At 35.3% G+C, this 22,458-nt stretch carries 21 protein-coding genes and 1 tRNA gene; 11 read left to right on the forward strand and 11 right to left on the reverse strand.

The window, feature by feature from the left end:
• Positions 1 to 54 precede the first annotated feature (54 nt).
• Entirely contained in the window at positions 55 to 2,703 is a 2,649-nt protein-coding gene (locus AC000W_RS13105) for a DUF5916 domain-containing protein (protein WP_474748927.1), read from the reverse strand.
• Between the two features lie 232 nt (positions 2,704 to 2,935).
• On the opposite strand from AC000W_RS13105, the gene rplM reads away from it, so the two are divergent.
• From rplM to tsf, 4 genes are all read left to right on the forward strand, one after another.
• The gene (gene rplM / locus AC000W_RS13110; protein WP_474748928.1) at positions 2,936 to 3,391 is read left to right on the forward strand and encodes a 50S ribosomal protein L13; all 456 of its coding nucleotides are present in this window, start codon (positions 2,936 to 2,938) and stop codon (positions 3,389 to 3,391) included.
• A complete protein-coding gene (gene rpsI / locus AC000W_RS13115; RefSeq protein ID WP_474748930.1) occupies positions 3,391 to 3,777 on the forward strand; it encodes a 30S ribosomal protein S9 in 387 nt (128 codons plus the stop codon). The genes rplM and rpsI overlap by 1 nt, the downstream gene beginning before the upstream one ends.
• Before the next feature lie 240 nt (positions 3,778 to 4,017).
• Positions 4,018 to 5,124: a 30S ribosomal protein S2 gene (gene rpsB / locus AC000W_RS13120; RefSeq protein ID WP_474748931.1), complete on the forward strand. Its 1,107-nt coding sequence runs from the start codon at positions 4,018 to 4,020 to the stop codon at positions 5,122 to 5,124.
• A 96-nt stretch (positions 5,125 to 5,220) separates the two neighbouring features.
• Entirely contained in the window at positions 5,221 to 6,045 is an 825-nt protein-coding gene (gene tsf / locus AC000W_RS13125) for a translation elongation factor Ts (RefSeq protein ID WP_474748932.1), read from the forward strand.
• 73 nt (positions 6,046 to 6,118) lie between these two features.
• Here tsf and AC000W_RS13130 read toward each other — a convergent pair whose 3' ends face one another.
• The gene (locus AC000W_RS13130; protein WP_474748934.1) at positions 6,119 to 7,990 is read right to left on the reverse strand and encodes a M61 family metallopeptidase; all 1,872 of its coding nucleotides are present in this window, start codon (positions 7,988 to 7,990) and stop codon (positions 6,119 to 6,121) included.
• A gap of 155 nt (positions 7,991 to 8,145) precedes the next feature.
• Here AC000W_RS13130 and pyrH point away from each other — a divergent pair, with 155 nt between their 5' ends.
• The 6 genes from pyrH (at position 8,146) to AC000W_RS13160 (ending at position 15,540) form a co-directional block, all read left to right on the forward strand.
• Positions 8,146 to 8,853, forward strand: a complete 708-nt coding sequence (gene pyrH / locus AC000W_RS13135; RefSeq protein WP_474748936.1) for a UMP kinase — start codon at positions 8,146 to 8,148, stop codon at positions 8,851 to 8,853.
• Positions 8,854 to 8,894: 41 nt separating this feature from the next.
• Positions 8,895 to 9,452 carry a ribosome recycling factor gene (frr, locus tag AC000W_RS13140; protein ID WP_474748937.1) on the forward strand — a complete coding sequence of 186 codons (558 nt, stop codon included), beginning with the start codon at positions 8,895 to 8,897 and terminating at the stop codon, positions 9,450 to 9,452.
• 64 nt (positions 9,453 to 9,516) lie between these two features.
• Complete coding sequence (locus AC000W_RS13145) at positions 9,517 to 11,919, forward strand: efflux RND transporter permease subunit (protein WP_474748939.1); 2,403 nt, start codon at positions 9,517 to 9,519, stop codon at positions 11,917 to 11,919.
• An 81-nt stretch (positions 11,920 to 12,000) separates the two neighbouring features.
• Positions 12,001 to 13,434, forward strand: a complete 1,434-nt coding sequence (gene asnS, locus AC000W_RS13150; RefSeq protein ID WP_474748972.1) for an asparagine--tRNA ligase — start codon at positions 12,001 to 12,003, stop codon at positions 13,432 to 13,434.
• Positions 13,435 to 13,477: 43 nt separating this feature from the next.
• Complete coding sequence (rpoN, locus tag AC000W_RS13155; protein ID WP_474748940.1) at positions 13,478 to 14,935, forward strand: RNA polymerase factor sigma-54; 1,458 nt, start codon at positions 13,478 to 13,480, stop codon at positions 14,933 to 14,935.
• The gene (locus tag AC000W_RS13160) at positions 14,935 to 15,540 is read left to right on the forward strand and encodes a hypothetical protein (RefSeq protein ID WP_474748942.1); all 606 of its coding nucleotides are present in this window, start codon (positions 14,935 to 14,937) and stop codon (positions 15,538 to 15,540) included. Before rpoN ends, AC000W_RS13160 begins: the two co-directional genes overlap by 1 nt.
• On the opposite strand, the gene AC000W_RS13165 is transcribed toward AC000W_RS13160, so the two are convergent.
• From AC000W_RS13165 to AC000W_RS13200, 8 genes are all read right to left on the reverse strand, one after another.
• Positions 15,535 to 16,206 (reverse strand): porin family protein, encoded by a 672-nt coding sequence (locus AC000W_RS13165; protein WP_474748943.1) that lies wholly within the window; start codon positions 16,204 to 16,206, stop codon positions 15,535 to 15,537. The genes AC000W_RS13160 and AC000W_RS13165 overlap by 6 nt on opposite strands.
• An 88-nt stretch (positions 16,207 to 16,294) precedes the next feature.
• Entirely contained in the window at positions 16,295 to 16,777 is a 483-nt protein-coding gene (locus AC000W_RS13170) for an ExbD/TolR family protein (RefSeq protein ID WP_474748945.1), read from the reverse strand.
• Positions 16,778 to 16,803: 26 nt separating this feature from the next.
• On the reverse strand, positions 16,804 to 17,424 hold the full coding sequence (locus AC000W_RS13175; protein WP_474748946.1) for an ExbD/TolR family protein: 621 nt from the start codon (positions 17,422 to 17,424) through the stop codon (positions 16,804 to 16,806).
• 22 nt (positions 17,425 to 17,446) lie between these two features.
• On the reverse strand, positions 17,447 to 17,887 hold the full coding sequence (locus AC000W_RS13180; protein ID WP_474748948.1) for a hypothetical protein: 441 nt from the start codon (positions 17,885 to 17,887) through the stop codon (positions 17,447 to 17,449).
• 24 nt (positions 17,888 to 17,911) lie between these two features.
• Complete coding sequence (locus AC000W_RS13185; RefSeq protein ID WP_474748949.1) at positions 17,912 to 18,661, reverse strand: MotA/TolQ/ExbB proton channel family protein; 750 nt, start codon at positions 18,659 to 18,661, stop codon at positions 17,912 to 17,914.
• A 77-nt stretch (positions 18,662 to 18,738) separates the two neighbouring features.
• Positions 18,739 to 18,826: transfer RNA gene (locus AC000W_RS13190), tRNA-Ser, on the reverse strand.
• Positions 18,827 to 18,892: 66 nt separating this feature from the next.
• A complete protein-coding gene (locus AC000W_RS13195) occupies positions 18,893 to 19,921 on the reverse strand; it encodes an asparaginase (RefSeq protein WP_474748951.1) in 1,029 nt (342 codons plus the stop codon).
• Between the two features lie 12 nt (positions 19,922 to 19,933).
• A complete protein-coding gene (locus tag AC000W_RS13200) occupies positions 19,934 to 20,701 on the reverse strand; it encodes a TatD family hydrolase (RefSeq protein WP_474748952.1) in 768 nt (255 codons plus the stop codon).
• Between the two features lie 37 nt (positions 20,702 to 20,738).
• Here AC000W_RS13200 and AC000W_RS13205 point away from each other — a divergent pair, with 37 nt between their 5' ends.
• On the forward strand, positions 20,739 to 21,197 hold the full coding sequence (locus AC000W_RS13205; RefSeq protein ID WP_474748954.1) for a retropepsin-like aspartic protease family protein: 459 nt from the start codon (positions 20,739 to 20,741) through the stop codon (positions 21,195 to 21,197).
• 29 nt (positions 21,198 to 21,226) lie between these two features.
• Here AC000W_RS13205 and odhB read toward each other — a convergent pair whose 3' ends face one another.
• Positions 21,227 to 22,435, reverse strand: coding sequence for a 2-oxoglutarate dehydrogenase complex dihydrolipoyllysine-residue succinyltransferase (gene odhB / locus AC000W_RS13210; RefSeq protein WP_474748955.1), 1,209 nt, complete (start codon positions 22,433 to 22,435; stop codon positions 21,227 to 21,229).
• Between the last annotated feature and the right edge of the window lie 23 nt (positions 22,436 to 22,458).

Below are 22,458 nucleotides of genomic sequence, written 5' to 3' on the forward strand. Positions count from 1 at the left end.
ATGAGAAAGAAAACAATTATCTTTCTCATTTTTAACTTTTTTTAACAGAAAAAACTACATAACAAACCTGTAAGTAGCTTTTAGTAAAAATATGTTTTGAGGTTTTTGGTCGCCGAAAATATTGTTCTCCAAACTTCTAAAAAGTTGTTCTTGAGGATCTCCCGATTGGGAAACATCTTGTGACCATACCAAGAAAATCTCAGAACCTGGAATGTACTCCCAGCGTACAACTAAATTAGAGCGGAATTGAATGAATGAAAAGTCTGGATTGTCAAAACTAAAATCAGTTACATCATCCATGTTTTCATCTACACGATAGACATCATCTGCAAAGAAAATTTGATTCTCATTATATAAAGAAAACCTATCTGTAAACTCCTTGGCCAATGGGTCCGTTATAAATTTAAAATTTGAATATCTTCCCCTAGAAATAAAAGGTTGTCCCCAATACTGAATAGAAAGGTTAGGATTAATGGTATAGTTTAACCTAAGAGACATACTCAAAGTACGTTGTTCAATTTCTCCATTAAGGTACCTAATGTCTCCACCAACATCTATATTATCTATAAACTGTAATCTATCATTGTTGATTCCATAGGACGGGAATGCCGAAATGCGCAATGCGTTAGTAGGCTGGTAACTGACTCCAAATTCAATATTGTATGAGCTATACGATTTGTCTACACCAAAATTTCCATTTTGAAATATATTGAACCTTACTTTTTTTCTGTTATCGGTATTGATACCGTTCCAAAAACTCATTCCAGTAGATAATCTTAAACGTGGGCCACCTCTTAGTGCAGAATTGGAATAACTAATTGGTCTATAGTTAAACCCAACGTTTGTAAACCAATTGTTCTTCCAATTTTGCCAGCTGTTAGTATTAAACTGCATTAAATTATGATTGCCCCCAAAATCCCAGGCAGACCAGTGGTTGTAGTTTATCCCAACTCTTCTAAAGGTACTATCGGGTTTTTGGGTTTGGTACCCTATCCATGTATAATGACGAATATCATCTGCCCTTCTTTGAAAGCCAATATCATTCAACTCCAATTCAGGTGAGCGCCATGTTGCACCAGATTCAAATTTCCAACGGCCATCAAGGTTGCCTATTTGTACATTACCTCCTGTTCCTGTAAGCGAAGTTTTATTTTCATCAACTTCCAAATAATCTGCATCTACTCTGTGAAATAGATGGGTAATGGATTCTTGTGTATTCTGTATGGCTTCTTCTGTACCTTTTACATGGCTCCAATTTATGTTTCCACCTACATACCAGGCTCTATCGTCCCATTGATGCTTAAAATCAAATCCTCCGGTATATGCAGATTTATGAAGAAAATCTATATTCTCGGTCAAGTTTTCCCTGTTGACCGCTGTGAACATACCACCAATAAAAGTATTTCTTTCGTTGAAATCTTTCTGGAGACGCCCAACAAAATAGTTGGTCAAAGGCTCCACCACTTCTTTTCTTCTATTTCCATTATTATCTATAGTTGCGTATCTTTTGGCAGTAACACTCTCCAAAACCCCAATGGACCATCCATCCTTTGTTTTTCCACTAAATTTAGCAGCACCAATCATAGGTGTGTTTTCGGGTGAATCAACAAAATCCCCATCAACCGTGGAAACACTTCCTTGAGGGCTGCGCCCTATACGGCGTGAGTAAAAAACATTGTCAGAACCAAAGGTATTGCCTGCTTGTGATCTAGAAACCCGATAGTCAAAAATATTATTATTTTCCACAAAAAATGGCCGGCGTTCGTTAAAGAAAATTTGAAATCCATCCAATGCTATGGCAGATGGATCTGCCTCTACTTGTCCAAAATCTGGGTTTACGGTTAAATCCAAAGTCAAATCGTTTGTAATACCAATTTTGGCATCCAGCCCTCCATTAAAATTAAATTCATTTCCATCCCTAAAAGGATTTCCTGCCTCAGCTTCATAGGTTTCCAATTTTGTGACCGTATAAGGTTGAATCTCTAACTGTTTTTGTGGTTCAATGTCCATTAACCCATGTAATTCTCCAAACTCACTTACAAAACCGGCAACTTCTCTGGGTATACGTTGCCAAACATACCGATCTTCCTCTCTAAACAACTTCCTCATGACCTCCAATCCCCATGATTGTTCTTCAGACTTCCCAAATTTTAATTGACTCAAAGGGATTTTCATTTCAGCTGTCCACCCTTCTTCATCCACATTGGTCTTTGTGTACCATATAGGGTTCCAACTCTCATCAGAATTATTCCCATTATTAGTAGAGAATTCATCCCCTTTAACACCAGCTGCCGTTACTATAAAATTAAAGGAGGTGCGCTCGTCATTATAACTATCAATAAAGACACCTACCCAATCTCCTTGAAAACCATCCCGACGAGACAATCTTCTTTCTATCTTGTCTGGTTGCGAATCGTAACAACGAAAAGCTACATATAAGTTCTTATCATCATAGACAATCTTAAACTTAGTTTTTTCAGTGGGTGCGGTGTTTTCATCTGGTCGCATTTCTATAAAGTCGCCAGCCCATTCTACAATACCCCATCCAGAATCGTCCAAAAAACCATCAATTACGGGCGGGGCGGCTCCATTCAATGAATTGGTGGTATAAATTCTTTTGGGCACCACAATCGTGGAGTCTTGTGCTATACTAGTTTTAAGAAAAATAAAAATAGCACAGACTATAAGAAGGTTGGTTCTCATGATGTTGTTTTTAGATTGATTGATGTAAAGACCGTCAATATCCAAAACAGTTACAGTTTATCTGTTTTTTTAATTCTTTTTTAACATTTTTAACATTGGTGCCCAGCAACTTTTTTGGAGAAGAAAAAAATATCAAAATAATCGAAAATAAGCATTTGTATTTCAAGTTAATAATTGTACATTTGCACCCCGTTTATCGGGATTGAAGTGTTTAATAAATAAAACTATAGTAGTGGATACATTGAGCTACAAGACAATTTCAGCTAACAAAGCAACTGTTGATAAGCAGTGGTTATTGGTTGATGCAGAAGGACAAACATTGGGTCGCCTTGCTTCCAAAGTGGCAAAATTGCTAAGAGGAAAGCACAAACCAAACTTTACACCACACGTAGATTGTGGGGATAATGTAGTGATTGTCAATGCAGAAAAAATAAACCTATCTGGAAACAAGTGGGAAGATAAAACCTATGTTCGTCATACTGGTTATCCAGGCGGTCAGAGATTTCAAACTGCCGTTGAAATGAAAAACAAATATCCAGAACGTATCATAGAGAAATCTATAAAAGGGATGTTGCCTAAAAATAAATTGGGTGCAGAATTGTTCAGAAACCTTAGAGTATATGTTGGCGCAGAGCATGATCAAGAAGCTCAAAAACCAACTGTAATAAACCTAAATGAATTTAAGTAATGGAAATGATTCATAAAATTGGTAGAAGAAAAACAGCAGTTGCTCGTGTATATGTTACACCTGGAAAAGGCAATATTACTGTTAACAAAAGAGATTTAGCTGATTACTTTTCTACTGCTACTTTACAATATAAAGTAAAACAACCTTTTGCTCTTACCAACACTGAGGATAGCTACGATGTAAAAGTCAATGTCTATGGTGGCGGTATTACAGGACAAGCGGAGGCTGTTCGTTTGGCATTATCAAGAGTAATGTGTGAGATAGATGAAGAAAATAGATTAGCTCTTAAGCCAGAAGGTCTTTTAACTAGAGATCCAAGAATGGTAGAACGTAAGAAATTCGGTCAGAAGAAAGCCCGTAAGAAATTCCAGTTCTCTAAACGTTAATATATTACTGAACTAGTTTCAGTTTCAAAAATAAAAACCCCGAACTTGTTTTGGGGTTTATTAATCAAAGTTCATTGAAAGCTCCTGAAATAATGAAGGAGTTAAATTTTAAAACCATGTTGTCGTTGTTCCAAAAAGAAAACTTTTGGGAACTAGTTTAGCATCTAAATGGTAAAGGCCAATCGATAGATTGCCACTTTATCATTGCTAATTCAACGGAACGTAAACTAAGTACAAAAAATGGCAAGTAAAACAGAAGTAAAACAATTATTGGAAGCAGGTGTGCACTTTGGACACCTAACAAGAAAATGGAATCCGAACATGGCTCCCTACATCTACATGGAGCGTAACGGAATTCACGTTATCAACCTTTACAAAACAGTTGCGAAATTAGATGAGGCCAATGAGGCTCTTAAAAAAATCGCAGCATCTGGAAGAAAAATTCTCTTTGTAGCTACAAAAAAACAAGCAAAAGATATTGTTGCCGAAAAAGTGGCCAATGTAAATATGCCTTACATCACAGAAAGATGGCCAGGTGGTATGTTAACCAACTTTGTAACTATTCGTAAAGCTGTTAAAAAAATGGCTTCTATTGATAGAATGAAAAAAGATGGTACCTTCCTTACACTTTCTAAAAAAGAACGTTTACAAGTAGACCGTTTACGTGCTAAGTTGGAAAAGAACTTAGGTTCAATTTCTGAAATGACTCGTCTACCAGGTGCATTGTTCGTTGTAGATACTATGCGCGAGCATATTGCAGTAAAAGAGGCGCAAAAATTAAACATTCCAATTTTTGCAATGGTTGATACCAACTCTGACCCAAGACCAATTGATTATGTAATTCCGTCAAATGATGATGCCTCTAAATCTATTGAAGCTATCATGAGCGAAGTTACCAATGCAGTTGCCGAAGGTTTAGCTGAAAGAAAATCGGACAAAGCCGAAGGTGAGGCTCCAAAAGCAAAAAAAGAAGTTGAAAAAACTAAAGTAGCTGCAGAAGAAGCTCCAGTAGCAAAAGAGGAGAAAAAAGAAACAGCTCCAAAGAAAGCAGCTCCAAAGAAAACTGCTAAAGTTATTGCCGATGATTTAACAAAAGTTGAAGGCATAGGCCCTAAGGCTGCTGAAGCCATAGTAAATGCTGGTATTGAAACCTATGCAAAATTAGCAAAAGCAGATGCTGAAGCTGTTAAAACAATTCTTACAGAAGCTAGTTCTAGAATGGCTCATCTTGATCCAACATCATGGCCTAAACAAGCGCAAATGGCCGCTGATGGAAAATGGGACGAGCTTAAAGAATGGCAAGACAATGTAAAAGGAGGAGTTGAAGCTTCTGAGGAAGAAGAATAGATTAAAAAATCATAAACTAAGTATTAATTTAAAATTGTCTTAAACTAACATGGCTAACACCAGTGTAATTTAGGAGGATATTAAAATTCAAATAAAATGGTAAAAATTACCGCAGCAGACGTAAACAAATTAAGAAAAACTACTGGCGCAGGAATGATGGACTGCAAAAAAGCCCTAGTTGAAGCTGAAGGAGATTTTGATAAAGCAATTGAAATTCTTCGTAAAAAAGGACAAAAAGTAGCTGCTAAAAGAGCAGACAGAGATTCTTCTGAAGGAGCAGTTATAGCTAAAGTAAATGATAATAACACAAACGGAGTTATTGTTTCTTTAAACTGTGAAACTGACTTTGTTGCCAAAAACGAAACTTTTGTAACCTTGGCCACTGAATTGGCAAATCTTGCATTAGATTTTAGCAACAAAGAAGATTTTTTAGCTGCTGATTATAAAGGAGTGTCTGTTCAAGATAAACTTGTTGAGCAAACAGGTGTAATTGGGGAGAAAATTGAAATAGGTGCTTTTAAAACCCTTTCTGCTCCATTTGTAGGTTCGTACATACATGCTGGAAATAAAATTGCCACATTGGTTGGTCTTTCTGCTGCCATTGATGGTGCTGCAGAAGCTGCAAAAGATGTTGCCATGCAAGCAGCTGCTATGAACCCGGTTGCATTGAATGAAGAAGGTGTTGATCAATCTGTAATTGATAAAGAAATAGAAATTGCCAAAGACCAATTGAGACAAGAAGGTAAACCAGAAGCTATGTTAGATAACATTGCCAAAGGAAAACTAAAACGTTTCTTTAAAGACAATACTTTGGTAAACCAAGCTTTTATTAAAGACAGCAAGCAAAGTGTTGCACAATATGTTAAGTCTGTGGACTCTGCTTTAGAAGTAACAGCTTTTGAACGTGCCGCTTTAGGATAAAGCTTATCAAGTAAGTATAAAAAAGGGCCTTCTTAGTAAAGAAGGCCCTTTTTATTTTGATTGTATTTTAATATTACCCTCTTAGCCAAGCTTCTCTAAGTTTGGCTTGTTTTTCACTTGCACCTTCTACGGGGACAATAGTTTCTACATCTAAAGTAGGAGAACCAACTTTTCCACTCAACGTAACATCTTCCTCACCCCTTTTAATTACCACATTAATTTCAGTATCTGGTGTCCATCCAAAACTTTGCCCAATAATTGGACGAATAGCTTCCAAATCTATTGAAGTTCCATTTATTTCTTTAATAACATCACCAGCTTGCATTCCCAAATCGTTAAAGAAACTGTTAAGAACAATTCCCTTTCTAACAAAAATGGCATTATTGTTCTTCTGATCCACATCTATGAATGGAATCTCTCCATTTAAAAAATAACCGCTTTGCTCCTTTACAGTTGATGTAGTTAATCCCACCATGGAAAAATATTTCTCATAGTCAATTGGAGTATCCCCAACCACATGAGTGTCAAAAAAATCCTTTACTTCAGGATAGGTCAATGCAACAATTTCATCAATCAGTTTATCATCTTCAAATGGGCTATTTTGTCCATATTTTTTTGAAAGTTCTTTCATTAACCAAAGCACTCCCTTTTTCCCATCGCTCAAATCTTTTAAAAGAATATCCAAAGTCATATTAATCAATGCACCTTTCTCATACACATTTGCATAATTGTCCTTGTAAGGATCAACTAGAATATTTTTGCTCATTTGAGTAAAGGACATAGCATCATCAAATGTTTTAGAATTATTCACCTTTCCAATGATACGGGTGTAGAATTCTTTTTCATCAATCAACCCCTGTTGAATCTGAAAAAGGTTGGCAAAATATTCTGTTGTTCCTTCGTACATCCATAAATGTTGAGACATTTTTGGGTCATTAAAATCAAAATACTGTATCTCTTTAGAATGGACACTTAGAGGGGTTACTATATGAAAAAATTCATGTGAAACAACATCTACCATAGCTTGTTCCAAACGTTCTTGCGGCATAGCTTCTGGCAATACTACCACCGTGGAAGTGTAGTGCTCAAGTGCCCCAAAACCAGAAGCATCGGTTTCTTCCATAGTGGATAGATAAAGTAGAATATTATATTCTTTTGTGCTATTAACATCTCCTAAAAATGCCTTCTGCGCACCCATCATTTTCTCCATTCTATCCCTTAAACTAGCAGCGGTGTAGCTATTATTAGGTGAGAAAACACTAAGATTTACAGTAATATCATTTATCTGAAAAGACTCAGCTCCTCTTTTGGAATACATAATCGGGTTGTCAATCACCTCAAAATACCTGCTTGCAACAAATGTATCCAAAGTTACATCTTGTTTGTCCCCTCCCTTTTGAACCAAAGAAGTTGTTGCTTTTAATTTAGTGGGCTTGGTTATTGTAATTTCATAAGGAACCTCTTTTAACCCATCAAAATATCCAACAAAACCGTGTAAATTAAGCATGTAATTCTCCCCTGCACTTATGTTTGTTCCTGCTGGTGAAAATACAGCATCATCAACCTCGCCCTCAGTATCATAGGTGTCGTTTACCAAATAGGTGATTTTATCTAAACTTTTCCCCTTTGATATACTCCAGGTATTATCATCCTTCTTGTTAACCAAAAGTTCTTTACCATCATAGTCCATTGCTTTAAAGCCTTCTATATATTTACCATAATTATCCTCGCTATAGGTACCAGGAACTGTTTTTGGAATAAAAAACAGCACTTCATCTTTTGTAAAAGCTCCAGGGTCTATAATTACAATAACTTTATCATCTACAGTGTTTACCAAATCAATAGCTGTCAATATAGGTGTGCCATCTGCATTGATTAATGATTTGGTTGTCCCACATGCATAAAAGAATACAATAGCTAATATTCCTAAAATAAATTTCTTCATTATATAATTTTTCAAGTTTATTATCTGCAAGAATATAAAATATTATTAATGTTAATAGTAGTATTAAGAAATAATTAGTGAAAGTTATAAAGCTCCAAAGAGGTTTTAGCATAAATTTTTTTGACTATTTTTGTTTCGGTTTTTAAAAAAACAGCATGCAATATAAAAGAATACTTCTAAAGCTTAGCGGCGAGGCCTTAATGGGTGAAAAACAATACGGAATTGATGGAAATAGGCTTGCTGAGTATGCCAGTGAGATAAAAGAAGCAGTAGAAAAGGGCATAGAAGTAGCAATAGTTATTGGCGGTGGAAATATTTTTAGAGGCCTAACCGGTGCTAGTAATGGAATGGACCGGGTACAGGGAGATCATATGGGTATGCTGGCAACCGTTATAAATGGACTTGCCTTACAGAGTGCGCTGGAAATACAAGGCGTACAAACACGATTGCAATCCGCTATAAAAATAAATGAAGTAGCTGAGCCTTTTATTAGAAGAAGAGCTATGAGACATTTGGAAAAAGGAAGAGTTGTTATTTTTGGTGGCGGAACAGGAAATCCTTATTTTACAACTGATTCTGCAGCGGTTTTACGAGCCATAGAAATTGAAGCTGATGTTATCTTAAAAGGAACTAGAGTGGATGGTATATATACATCTGACCCCGAAAAAGATAAAACCGCTACCAAATTTGATACCATCACTTTTAAAGATGTGCTTACAAAGGGACTAAAAGTAATGGATACCACAGCATTTACATTAAGCCAAGAAAATGAGCTTCCTATTGTGGTTTTTGACATGAACAAAAAAGGTAACCTTTTGAAAATAATTTCTGGGGAGGCGATTGGAACAACTGTAAATATCTAATTCCTGGTACAATTTGTGCATTATTTTTTTAAATTACGCATATGAACGAAGACATTAAATTTATATTAGATACTACCAAAGAAGGTATGGATCATGCAATGCAGCATTTGGAAAAAGCATTTGTTAAAATTAGAGCTGGTAAGGCTAGTCCAATTATGTTGTCCAGTGTTATGGTAGAGTATTATGGGTCACAAACACCTTTATCACAAGTTGCCAATGTAAATACTCCAGATGCAAGAACCATATCTGTGCAACCATGGGAAAAAAATTTATTGCAAGAAATAGAGAAGGCTATTATGAATGCCAATCTAGGATTCAATCCAATGAACAATGGTGAAACAATTATCATTAATGTCCCGCCTTTAACAGAAGAAAGAAGAAGAGAATTGGTAAAGCAGGCTAAGGCTGAAGCTGAACATGCTAAAGTAAGTATTAGAAATGCCAGACAGGATGCCAACAAGGAAATTAGAAGCCTAGAAGATGTCTCTGAAGACTTACAAAAAAATGGCGAAGTAGATGTACAATCCCTTACAGATACCTATAGTAAAAAAGTTGATGAGGTATTGAGCGTTAAGGAAGCCGAAATAATGAAAGTTTAATTTATATTGGCTTTCTAGGAACACTACTAATCATTTTCTACCTTTGCCCGCGAAATAAAATTACATGGTAACTAAGCTTACCCAAGGTTTTTGGGCCAAAACAGCTAGAATAATCTTAAGAAACAGAATCCTGATATTAATTGGGATTACCGCAATTACCATATTCTTGGCATTGCAATGGGAAAATATGCGCTTTTCCAGCTCAGAAGCCAATCTTTTACCAGATGATCACCCCGTTAACATAGAATATCAATCTTTTGTAAAACACTTTGGGGAAGAGGGAAATGCCATAGTGCTAGCCATCCAAGATAGTGCCTTGTTTTCACCTGAACAGTTTAATCGTTGGAATAAATTTAGCAAGCAGTTAGGGGCATTTCCAGAAGTTGATGTTGTGCTTTCCACGGATAATCTTAAAGAGCTTGTAAAAAATGACGAAAAGCAAGAATTTGCTTTGGAGCCTTTTTTAAAATCGACTCCTACCACTAAAAAAGAAGTGGACAGTCTTATTCATCATTTATTTGAAGACCTACCTTTTTATGACAATTTGTTATACAATAAGGAAAGTGGAACCATACGAACTGTAATGTATTTGGATAAGGACATTGTGAACACTTCCGTACGAAAGGATTTTGTTTTAAAGGACCTTACCAATCTGGTCGAAAATTTTGAAGAAGAAACAGGAATGGATGTTAGGGTTTCTGGAATGCCCTATATACGTACCATGAATTCCCAAAATATTATTGATGAAATAGGGAAATTTATTCTGGCAGCATTGGGTGTAACCTCATTGATTTTCTTTTTCTTCTTTAGAAGTTTCCGCGCCACTTTTATTTCCATGTGTGTTGTAATTATTGGGGTAATGTGGGCTTTTGGAATTTTAGGGCTGTTAGAATATGAGATTACAGTCTTAACCGCTTTAATTCCACCGCTGATAATTGTCATTGGAATTCCCAACTGTATTTTCCTTATTAATAAATACCAGCAAGAAGTTAAAAAACATGGTAATCAGGCCCTTTCATTGCAGCGTGTAATCTCAAAAATTGGTAATGCCACCTTAATGACTAACGTCACAACAGCTTCGGGTTTTGCCACTTTTATTATTACAGACAGTAAATTATTGACAGAGTTTGGTATTGTAGCATCCATAAATATAATCGGAATTTTCATCCTTTCACTCTTGATTATTCCCATTATATATAGTTTTATGCCTCTTCCAAAAACAAAGCATTTAAAACATTTAAATAAAAGATGGATAGATGCATTTGTTAGCTGGATGGAAAAAATTGTAAGAGAGAAACGTATCACAATATATGTTACTTCTATTATATTACTTATTGTAAGTATTATTGGAATTTACCAAATAGATGTTTCTGGAAGCCCCATAGAGGACATGCCCAAGAAAGCAGGGTTTTTTAAGGACATTAGGTTCTTTGAGGAAGAGTTTGATGGTATTATGCCTGTTGAAATTGTGGTTGATACCAAGCGTGAAAAAGGAGTGTTAAAACCAGCCACTCTTAGAAGAATGAACGATTTAGGGGAAGTAATTGAAGAGATTCCTGAATTATCTAAACCTATATCTGTAGTCAACTTGGTAAAGTATTCCAAACAAGCATTTTATAACGGTATCCCAAAATATTATCAGCTTCCTACCACACAAGAGAACAATTTTATTATGGATGTGGCCCGTAAGTCTTCCGAAAACAGTAATTTATTGGAAAGTTTTGTTGACAGTACTGGTCAAACAGCTAGGATAACAACCTACATGAAAGACGTAAAAACGGATCGCATGGAGGAAATTGAGAAACGTCTCCAAGAGAACATTGCTAAAATATTTCCGTCAGAAAGATACAACGCATTCATTACGGGAAAAGCTTTGCTTTTTCTTAAGGGCACAAAGTACTTGGTTAAGAATTTAGTCTTGTCCTTGGCTCTAGCTATAGGCCTCATTGCACTATTTATGGCCTACCTTTTTCGTTCTTTTAGAATGATTATTATATCCTTAATACCAAATTTACTGCCTTTGGTAGTTACAGCTGGCGTCATGGGTTTTGTAGGCGTTCCCATAAAACCATCTACCATTTTGGTTTTTAGTATTGCTTTCGGGATTTCAGTAGACGATACCATACATTTTCTTGCAAAATATAGGCAAGAGCTCACTGAAAATAAATGGCGCGTTAAAGTCTCAGTATACAATGCACTGCGAGAAACTGGGGTAAGCATGTTTTACACCTCAATTGTATTGTTCTTTGGTTTTTCTGTTTTTACAATCTCCAATTTTGGCGGTACTGTAGCTTTAGGGTCTTTAGTATCAGCTACCCTACTTTTTGCCATGCTGGCGAATTTAATCTTGCTTCCTTCTCTCTTGTTATCGTTAGAAAAAAGTATTGCCAACAAACAGGTTCTTAAAAAACCACAAATTGACATCCTTCCAAAAGAGGAGTTAAATAACGGTCAGAACATTAATTAATATAGATTAATCGTGCTAATTTACTTATCCTTTTTTAGCAAAAAGGCTATCTTTGGCATCAAATTATTGAAGTGATTTATGATGAAATCATATCCTATTAAAGATTTATTTTCCAGTACTCTTTTACTACAAGAAGTCGTGGTAAACGGTTGGGTAAAAACATTTAGAAGCAACCGGTTTATAGCTTTGAATGATGGCTCTACCATTAATAACATTCAGTGTGTAGTAGATTTTGAGCAATTTGATGAAGAATTGTTAAAGCAAATAGCAACTGGCGCAGCTTTAAAAATATCTGGTACTTTGGTAGAAAGTCAAGGAAAAGGGCAAAGTGTGGAAATCCAAGTTAAGGACATTTTTGTCCATGGAACTGCAGACCCAGAAACATATCCCATTCAGCCCAAAAAACATTCATTAGAGTTTTTAAGAGAAAAAGCTCACTTACGAGTGCGTACCAATACATTTGCCGCGGTTATGCGTGTAAGGTCTGCGTTGGCATTTGCTGTACATCAATATTTTAGAGAAAATGGATTTTACTACGTTCACACACCTATCATTACAGGTTCTGATGCTGAAGGAGCGGGAGAAATGTTTCGAGTTTCTACTTTGGAGCAAAAAAATCCTCCGTTGACAGAAGAGGGTGAAATAAACTATAAGGAAGATTTCTTTGGAAAAGAAACCAATCTTACGGTTTCTGGTCAGTTAGAAGCGGAAACCTACGCTATGGGATTAGGAAAAGTATATACTTTTGGACCAACTTTTAGAGCAGAAAACTCTAACACCTCTAGGCATTTAGCAGAGTTTTGGATGATAGAACCTGAGGTGGCTTTTAATGATTTGGACGCCAATATGGATTTGGCTGAAGATTTTATAAAAAATGTAATTAACTATGTTTTAGATAATTGCAAAGAAGATTTAGAATTTTTGGAAAAACGCTTGTTAGATGAAGAAAAAACTAAGCCGCAAATAGAACGCAGTGAAATGGCTCTACTAGAGAAGCTTAAGTTTGTTTCCGAAAACAACTTTAAAAGAGTTTCATATACAGAAGCAATCGACATTTTAAGAAATTGCAAGCCCAACAAAAAGAAAAAATTTAAGTACCTCATTAACGAATGGGGAGCAGATTTGCAAAGTGAACATGAGCGCTTTTTGGTTGAAAAACATTTTAAATGCCCTGTTATTTTATTTGATTATCCTGCCAAAATCAAAGCATTTTATATGCGTCTAAATGAGGATGGCAATACGGTTAGAGCTATGGATATTTTGTTTCCAGGTATTGGAGAAATTGTAGGAGGTTCACAAAGAGAAGAACGCTTGGATGTTTTAATGGAGAAAATAAAAGCTCTAGGAATAGACGAAAAAGAATTGTGGTGGTATTTAGACCTTAGAAAATTTGGAACTGCCGTTCACAGTGGTTTTGGTCTTGGTTTTGAGCGTTTGGTTCTTTTTGCAACTGGGATGGGTAATATTAGAGATGTAATTCCTTTTCCAAGAACTCCACAGAATGCAGAGTTTTAATCTTATTTCTTTAACTTTATAAATAAGTAAAGAATATCCCCATATGCTTAAACAACACTTACAATTTAAACTATCGCAAAAATTATCTCCTCAACAGATTCAGTTGATGAAGTTAATACAATTGCCTACCCAGGCATTTGAGCAGCGTTTAAAACAAGAGTTGGAGGAAAATCCTGCATTGGAAACGGGTAAAGAATCCAGTGAGGCAGCAGAGGACAACTATGAAGATTCTTATGAGACGGAGACGGATAGTGACAATATTAATACAGAAGACATCAATATCGATGACTATCTAAGTGATGATGAAACACCTGACTATAGGACACAATCTAACAATTATAGTGCCGATGATGATGAAAAAAGTATACCATATGCCGCTGGCACTTCGTTCAATCAATTTCTTTTAAATCAATTAAACACAGTTTATTTGAATGACCAAGAATGGTCCATAGCAGAATTTCTTGTAGGAAGTGTGGATGAGAGTGGTTATATACGTAGACCTATTTCCGATATCCTGGATGATTTGGCTTTCACTCAAAATATTATTGCTGAAGAAGATACCATAAAAAAGGTGTTGAAAGTTGTACAAGAGTTAGACCCACCTGGTGTAGGGGCTACATGTTTGGAAGAATGCCTTATAATTCAACTTAAAAGAAAAGAAGTTACGCCAAGTATTGAGTTGGCAATTCTTATTCTAGAAAAATCCTTTGAGCAGTTTACCAAAAAGCACTATAAAAAGCTTATTCAGAAACATAATATAACTGAAGATGAGCTTAAGGCTGCTATTTCTGAAATTGAAAAATTAAATCCAAAGCCAGGAGGTTCATACGCTGGAAATAATAGAATTGTAGAACATATAGTACCAGATTTTTCAATTAAAATTGTTGAAGGTAATTTGGAATTGACACTAAATGGCAGAAATGCTCCTGAGCTTCATGTTTCTAGAGAGTATAATAATATGTTAGAAGGGTATAAGAACTCCAAAGAGAAATCTAAATCCCAAAAGGACACAGTGATGTTTATTAAACAAAAACTGGATGCTGCAAAATGGTTCATAGATGCTATTAGACAAAGACAGCAAACCCTTTTTATTACCATGAATGCCATAATGCAGTATCAAAAAGAATATTTTATTACTGGTGATGAGCGGAAATTACGCCCCATGATATTAAAGGACATTGCTGATACCATTCATATGGATGTATCTACGGTATCTAGAGTGGCTAACAGTAAATATGTTGATACACCATACGGTACAAAATTAATTAAGGAATACTTTTCTGAGTCTATGAAAAATGAACAAGGGGAAGATGTATCTACAAAAGAAATCAAAAAAATCCTAGAAACCGTTATTGGAGAAGAAACAAAGAAAAAACCATTAACAGACGACAGATTAGCCGCCATTTTAAAAGAAAAAGGGTATCCTATAGCACGGCGTACAGTTGCCAAATACCGTGAACAGCTCAATATTCCTGTGGCAAGACTAAGAAAGCAAATATAATGCGGGCTTTCTTAAAACTAATATCCTATATTTTTCATCCCCTCTTTGTACCCGTAGCTGGTACAATGGCCTATTTTATTATAACCCCAAAATACAGCCCTTTAGAATTACAAAGCGGAAATATTCTTCCCATTTTTATTCTAACCGTTATTATTCCTATCATTTCTTTTTTTATTTTGAAAAATATTGGATTAGTATCAACAGTTTTTATGCCCGAAATAAAAGAACGTAAGTATGCATTTTACATAAGCATTTCATTACTTCTATTAATATTGATAAAGGTTATTCCCAATAATTATATACCAGAATTATATAATTTTTTTTTAGGATTGTTGTCAGCCACTTTTGCCTCTTTATTACTACTCTTTTTTGGCTTTAAAAGCAGCATGCATTTAATGGGAATGGCAAGTTTGCTAATGTATATTATTAACTTAAGTATTCATTTTGAAATTAATGTTACCATTGCCATTAGTGTCATTACTCTTTTAACTGGCCTGGTTGCAACCTCTAGAATTTATTTAAAGGCACATACCATTCCCGAACTTCTTATTGGTTTCTTTTTGGGTCTGATTTCCCAGTTGCTTACCATTAAGTTTTGGCTATAGAATATAGAAAATAATCCCTATACGAAGTGGTTTAAAATCCATTGTGCCACCATCCAATAAACTTGCTTGTTCTTCAAATAAATTATTGAGGGCATAATAAGCTTGAAAATTAAAAGTATTATAACCAAAATTGAAAGTTAACCCATAATGGAAGTTTCTAACATCTGAATTAGGAAAGGATAATTTAACTGATTCTGACACAAACTTTGACCTAGCAGCCAATACATATCCAAATTTAATTCCTGTATAAATTCTCCAAAACTTATAATCAGACGCATCGGAACTACGCCATCTAAACTCTATTGGCGCCTCAATTAAATGTGTTTCTAGTTTGCTTCTTTTAAAATTCTCCAACTCAATATTATATTCTATTGAATTGGGTTCCTTAGAAGCGACAATATTGGTATAATATGAGTTTACTGCATATCCGAGTCCAATACCAAAGCCAATATTCCTATTTATATTAAATGGTATATCTTTTATAAACCCACCTTGAAGTCCATAAGAAAAATTTCTATGATTAACACCTTCGGGTTTATCTAATAAAAAATTATAGGTGAACCCCAAATAGAACTGATCTTCCAGATATTTGGAATCTTCACTATTTGATTGAGTCCAACCAACCGAAATAAAACCTAAAAGAAAAATAAGAACTAGTCTGTACATAGATTAAAGGTAATCTAAAAACTGTTTTTACAAAAAAAGCTCCAAATATATATTTGGAGCTTTTAAAATTTTATGAATTTAATATTCTCTATTTCAAATTGTTAAAGGCATCACCCTCATATGTAGTGTAATTAACTTTTAACGCATTTACTTTACGAAGCTGTTGTTTAATATCAGATATAATACCCATATTGGCTTCCTTATCAACCTTTAGAGCAGTAGTCAAAACATTCTGCAATTCTTGAGGTTTTTTTGCTCTTTCTGCCAAAATATAATCTCCAACTTCATTTACATTAGCAAACTTATCATTCAACTGAATCTTGGATTCAGTACCAAATTGTTTTTGATACTCTGTTGTAGGTTTACCAACATAAACATATATAACCCTGTCTTTCTTTTCCAACTTTTTAATTTCAGTTGCATTAGGCAAAGTGTTCTCTACCATAATGTCACTATCTTTCATTACAGTAACGGTCATAAAGAAAAACAGAAGCATAAATACAATATCTGGTAAGGAAGCAGTTGATACCGCAGGTATATCTCCATCCTTTTTCTTTGCAAATTTTGACATATTATTTTGTTTTTAACTCTTTAAATTTAGTTTGATGACGTTTCCGCTTCAGATAGTTTTTGAGGAAATAAACCTTGTACAGTTGTTACTTTCTCTTTTAAACTTTCCTTAGTAGACGGTTCCGTTTCTGGATTCAAATATTCTGTTTCCATTGCTGTATAATCTGTCCCATACAAACGATTTGCTTCTCTATTACGCAAATCATTATATGCCGCAACTAACTCATTTTGAACCGTAATATATGTGCCGTACTTAGTTTCACGATCATTTTTTAATGAGATAATTGCTTTTGATGGATTATCAGATGAATCTGCATCTCTCTCACCTTTACAATAATTGCAATATTCTTCACTGCCAGAAGGTGCTCCACCATTATCCAAAAAAGCTATAGCCTTTTCTCTTAAATCTTTAATATCGGTCAGCTCATCCTCCACCAATAACTGTCCATTCTTGTTAATGTTAACTGTAAAGATGTTTTTCTGCCTAATAATAGGCGGATTTTCTGGCGGCTCCATTGGAGGCAACATACGATCTAGTCCAGCATCTGTTGCAATAGTGGTTGTCACTAAGAAAAAGATAAGTAAAAGAAACGCTATATCTGCCATAGAACCTGCATTTACCTCTGGTGCTCCTGCTCTTCTTGCCATAATTTATAGGTTTATTTTTTATTTATTTACTGAACATTCTTTTAACTCCTGGTAGAACCATTGCAGCTACAGCAATAATGGTCAAAATAAAGAAAACATTCAATCCCATTCCTATTTTCTTCACTGTACTTTCTGTTGTCATTGACATATACTCATCAGCAACATCTGTTCCACTTGCCAAACCATAGGAGATTCCTACTATTAATAGTAGTCCACCAATGATATATAGTGCTTTTTTAAGACTCCCTGGTGTTGAGAACAAGTTCTTAAATGCAAAGAACAAACTAGCAATAACTGCTATTGCCAATAATAGATATGTTAATATGAACATAAAGTTCATGGCTCCGCTATTGATTGCTTCAGCCGGATTTGCTTCCGATAATTCTCTTGAAGGAAGCATGAACCATAGTACAACCCCAATTAAGCTGAGTACTATCAATCCTATTTTTAAAAATTTATGCATAATACTAAGTATTTTAAGTCCGACTTATTTTTTGTGGTCAACCAACATATCAATCAAAGAGATTGATGAATCTTCCATATCATTTACAATACTATCAATTTTTGCAATGATGTAGTTATAGAAGATTTGAAGTATGATGGCCGTAATCAAACCAAATACCGTTGTTAATAATGCAACCTGAATATCACCTGCAATAAGAGAAGCACTTAAGTTACCTACCGCTGCAATTTTCTGGAAGGCCTGAATCATACCAATTACCGTACCCATGAAACCAAGCATAGGTGCAATAGCAATAAATAAAGATAACCAAGAAACGTTTTTCTCTAATTGTCCCATTTGTACGCCACCATAAGCAACAACAGCTTTTTCTGCAGATTCTACACTTTCACCAGCTCTGTCCAATCCTTGATAAAAGATAGAGGCAACAGGTCCTTTTGTATTTCTACATACTTCTTTTGCAGCTTCTACACCACCAGATGCCAAAGCATCTTCTACTTGCTGCTTTAATTTGGAAGTATTTGTACTTGCCAAGTTTAAATAAATAATCCTTTCGATAGCCACTGCCAAACCAAGTATTAAACACAAAAGAACGATACCCATGAACCCGGCACCCCCCTGTATAAATTGTTCCTTAAGAACTTGTGTAAAACCTTTCTCAGCTTCTGGAGCTGCATCTTGAACAAGCAAGGTTACCGCAGCAACTTTTGCACTTACCATATTTGTACCTGCTACAAACGCCCCAGCAACAGCTAGGCTTGGGAATAATTTTTTCATTTTTTCAAACTTAATTTAGTTAGTTAATAGGGTTAAAGATAAAAAAAAATTGCAATTAAAAAATTAAAACTTAACAGCAGAGAGGAAGGGATTCGAACCCTCGATACACTTTTGGTGTATACACACTTTCCAGGCGTGCGCCTTCGACCACTCGGCCACCTCTCTAATATACCGTTTAGGGCGTTCAATAAACAAAAAAAATATTAGTTAAAGAAATTTGAGGAGTTAATTTTAGTGCATTTCTCCACGCAATGATGTCTCAAATATGGTTTTGAAGGAACTTCTGGAAACATTTGTGCCCAATAGATACATAAGCTTTGTAATAGCGGCTTCTGTCGTAATATCCTTTCCATTAATGACTTGCATTTTCTTAAGCTCCACACTGGTTTCATATTGACCCATGATTACACTCCCTCCTGAGCATTGAGTGACGTTAACTATATGAAGCCCTTTTTTTATTGCATTTTTTAATTCTGAAACCAGCCAATCTTCTGTAGGAGCATTGCCTGCGCCATATGTTTCCAAAACCAATGCTTTTAAATTGGGAATATTTAATATACTATGAAGCACCTCTTTATTAAGTCCAGGAAACAATTTTAAAACCGCTACATTATCATCTAATTTTTTATGTGTAACCATTTTCTTGTTTCTTCTTGGTTGCAATAGGCTATCATAATTCACTTTTAAATGCACTCCAGATTCTATCAAATCCGGATAATTTAGAGAGGCAAATGCTTCAAAATGCTCTGCATTTATTTTTGTAGTCCTATTGGCCCTATATAACTTATACTCAAAATATAGTCCTACTTCTTGTATCACTGCCTTTCCCTTTTTCCTTAAAGAAGCTATTTGTATGCTGGTTATTAAATTTTCCTTGGCATCGGTTCTTAGATCCCCAATTGGCAACTGCGACCCAGTGAAGACCACTGGCTTACCCAAATTCTCTAACATATAGCTTAATGCGGAAGCTGTATAACTCATAGTGTCACTTCCATGTAATACTACAAAACCATCATATTTATCATAATTCTCCTCAATAATAGTTGCAAGTTTTACCCAATGCTGGGTATTCATATTGGAAGAATCAATAGGGTTCTCAAAAGAAATACTATCTATCTCACAAGCTAATTGGTTTAGTTCCGGAATTCTCTCTAGAAGCTTACTAAAATCGAACGCTTTTAAAACCTCCGTTTCATAATCCTTTACCATTCCAATAGTTCCGCCTGTATATATAAGGAGTATGTTTGTTTGCTCTTTCATAGGTAACCTTAATTATATACCAAAGATATCTTTTGAGTTTTTGGTGGTAATACTTGCAATTTCATCCATGGATTTCCCATAGATGCTGGAAAGTTTTTCCAATACATTTACAATATACCCACTTTCATTTCTTTTCCCCCTGAAAGGTGTAGGTGCTAAATAGGGAGAATCTGTTTCCAAAACAACCTGTTCTATATCAATCTGATTTAAAAATGTATCTATTTTACCATTTTTAAAGGTAACAACTCCACCAATCCCCAATTTCATATTATAGGATATTGCTTTCTGAGCCTGTTCCATGTTTCCTGTAAAGCAATGAAAAATTCCATAAAGCTCAGCACTCTTTTCTTCTTCTAGCACTTCAAATATCTCATCAAAAGCTTCCCTGCAATGAATTACAATTGGCAATTTATATTTTTTGGCAAGGTTAATTTGAAATTTAAAAGCTTCCTGTTGTTGTTTCAAAAAAGTTTTGTCCCAATACAAATCAATACCAATCTCACCCACAGCGTAAAAATTTCTTTGCCCTAGCATTTCTTCTACATGTGCTAGTTCTTCTTTGTAATTTTCTTTAACATATGTAGGATGAAGTCCCATCATTAAAAACATATTCTTTGGATATGCTTTTTCTAATTGTAACATTGCATCTGTATAAGTAGAATCAATTGCAGGAATAAAAAAGCGTTCCACCCCTTTATCAATGGCACTTTGTATTACTTTATCCCTATCTTCTTCAAATGCTTCACTATAAAGATGTGTATGTGTGTCTGTAATTATCATAGCACAAAAATAGGTTTATCTTTGCTAAAAAAGATACATGCCCGTTCTCAAAAAGTTTTTAAAAAAGAAAAGCTACACACGTATTCCTTTGACCATGACCGCTACAAATCATTTTGAAATCAAGGCAAAAATTAATGGGATTTCTGGGCGATTTATCCTAGATACGGGAGCTTCTAACACCTGCGTGGGATTGGACAAAATAGAATTTTTTAAACTAAGTTCAAAAGAATCAAAAATAAAAGCAGCTGGGGCCGGTGCAACAGATATGGAAACTCAAATCTCCGTTAAAAACCATATTGAAATTGGTAAATGGAAAAAGAAAAAATTAAAAATAGTTCTTTTTGATTTGGTTCATGTGAACACTGCCTTAACCACCCATAAAGCATTGCCTGTAGATGGTATTATTGGTGCTGATGTTCTAAAAAAAGGAAAGGCCATTATTGATTATGACAAGCAATGTATGTATCTAAAACAAAAAAGCTCTAAGTGTTCTTAGAGCTTTTTATATTAAAATGGTTTATTTGGCTATAATTCCAAAGCCTTTTTAACATCATTATCCATTAATAATTCTGTTGGGGTTTCCAATGCCTCTTTTACAGCTACCAAAAAGCCTACCGATTCTTTACCATCTATAATTCTGTGATCATAAGAAAGCGCCACATACATTATTGGAGCAATTACAATTTCACCATCTCTAACAATTGGTCTTTCCACAATATTGTGCATACCTAAAATGGCACTCTGCGGTGGATTAATTATGGGTGTTGATAACATGGAACCAAATACACCACCATTGGTAATGGTAAAAGTACCACCTGTCATTTCATCCACGGTAATCTCTCCTTCTCTAGCTCTAATTGCCAAACGTTTTACCTCAGCTTCAACACCTCTAAAAGTAAGATTTTCTGCATTTCTTATTACAGGTACCATTAATCCTTTGGGCCCCGATACGGCTATACTGATATCAGAAAAGTCAAAGCTTATCATTTCCTTCCCATCTATCATGGAATTTACTGCTGGGTACATTTCCAAAGCCCTTACTACGGCTTTGGTAAAAAAGGACATAAAGCCTAGCCCTACCCCGTGTTTCTCTTTAAATTTTTCCTTATACTGCTTTCTAAGTTCAAAAATAGGCGACATATCCACTTCGTTAAAAGTGGTCAACATGGCCGTTTCATTTTTAACAGACACCAAACGTTCCGCCACTTTTCTGCGCAACATAGATAGTTTAGAACGAGTCTCTCCTCTTGGTCCACCATATGAAGAACCCATGGATGGAACACCCTTTATGGCATCATCCTTGGTAATTCTACCATCCTTACCTGTCCCTACAATGGCAGAAGCATCTAATCCTTTTTCAGCCAATATTTTTTTGGCCGCAGGAGACGCAGTGCCAGTTGCATATGTTTGCACCTTAGCTTCAGCAGGTTTAGGCGTTTCTACCTTAGCATCGTCTTTCTTCTCTACTTTGGGAGCACTTACTCCTTCTGGTTTATCTGCACTTGTATCTATAAGACATACAACCGCACCAACAGCTACCGCATCACCTTCTTCTGCTTTTAAGGTTATAACACCACTCTCTTCCGCTGGGAGCTCCAAAGTTGCCTTATCCGAATCTACCTCAGCAATGGCTTGGTCTTTCTCCACATAATCCCCATCTTCTACCAACCAAGTTGCTATTTCTACTTCTGTAATTGATTCTCCCGGAGAGGGAACCTTCATTTCTAAAATCATTCTTTAGATTTTTATAATCACTA

Source organism: Saonia sp. (assembly GCF_056326165.1).

Bases quoted from the DNA above. Each gene is read 5' to 3' on its own strand.
- AC000W_RS13165 (WP_474748943.1), bottom strand. From the start codon at position 16,206: ATGTACAGACTAGTTCTTATTTTTCTTTTAGGTTTTATTTCGGTTGGT.
- AC000W_RS13145 (WP_474748939.1), top strand. From the start codon at position 9,517: ATGGTAACTAAGCTTACCCAAGGTTTTTGGGCCAAAACAGCTAGAATA.
- pyrH (WP_474748936.1), top strand. From the start codon at position 8,146: ATGCAATATAAAAGAATACTTCTAAAGCTTAGCGGCGAGGCCTTAATG.
- AC000W_RS13195 (WP_474748951.1), bottom strand. From the start codon at position 19,921: ATGAAAGAGCAAACAAACATACTCCTTATATATACAGGCGGAACTATT.
- tsf (WP_474748932.1), top strand. From the start codon at position 5,221: ATGGTAAAAATTACCGCAGCAGACGTAAACAAATTAAGAAAAACTACT.
- AC000W_RS13205 (WP_474748954.1), top strand. From the start codon at position 20,739: ATGCCCGTTCTCAAAAAGTTTTTAAAAAAGAAAAGCTACACACGTATT.
- rpsI (WP_474748930.1), top strand. From the start codon at position 3,391: ATGGAAATGATTCATAAAATTGGTAGAAGAAAAACAGCAGTTGCTCGT.
- AC000W_RS13105 (WP_474748927.1), bottom strand. From the start codon at position 2,703: ATGAGAACCAACCTTCTTATAGTCTGTGCTATTTTTATTTTTCTTAAA.
- AC000W_RS13180 (WP_474748948.1), bottom strand. From the start codon at position 17,887: ATGCATAAATTTTTAAAAATAGGATTGATAGTACTCAGCTTAATTGGG.
- odhB (WP_474748955.1), bottom strand. From the start codon at position 22,435: ATGATTTTAGAAATGAAGGTTCCCTCTCCGGGAGAATCAATTACAGAA.
- frr (WP_474748937.1), top strand. From the start codon at position 8,895: ATGAACGAAGACATTAAATTTATATTAGATACTACCAAAGAAGGTATG.
- rpoN (WP_474748940.1), top strand. From the start codon at position 13,478: ATGCTTAAACAACACTTACAATTTAAACTATCGCAAAAATTATCTCCT.
- AC000W_RS13200 (WP_474748952.1), bottom strand. From the start codon at position 20,701: ATGATAATTACAGACACACATACACATCTTTATAGTGAAGCATTTGAA.
- AC000W_RS13130 (WP_474748934.1), bottom strand. From the start codon at position 7,990: ATGAAGAAATTTATTTTAGGAATATTAGCTATTGTATTCTTTTATGCA.
- AC000W_RS13170 (WP_474748945.1), bottom strand. From the start codon at position 16,777: ATGTCAAAATTTGCAAAGAAAAAGGATGGAGATATACCTGCGGTATCA.
- AC000W_RS13160 (WP_474748942.1), top strand. From the start codon at position 14,935: ATGCGGGCTTTCTTAAAACTAATATCCTATATTTTTCATCCCCTCTTT.
- asnS (WP_474748972.1), top strand. From the start codon at position 12,001: ATGAAATCATATCCTATTAAAGATTTATTTTCCAGTACTCTTTTACTA.
- rpsB (WP_474748931.1), top strand. From the start codon at position 4,018: ATGGCAAGTAAAACAGAAGTAAAACAATTATTGGAAGCAGGTGTGCAC.
- AC000W_RS13175 (WP_474748946.1), bottom strand. From the start codon at position 17,424: ATGGCAAGAAGAGCAGGAGCACCAGAGGTAAATGCAGGTTCTATGGCA.
- AC000W_RS13185 (WP_474748949.1), bottom strand. From the start codon at position 18,661: ATGAAAAAATTATTCCCAAGCCTAGCTGTTGCTGGGGCGTTTGTAGCA.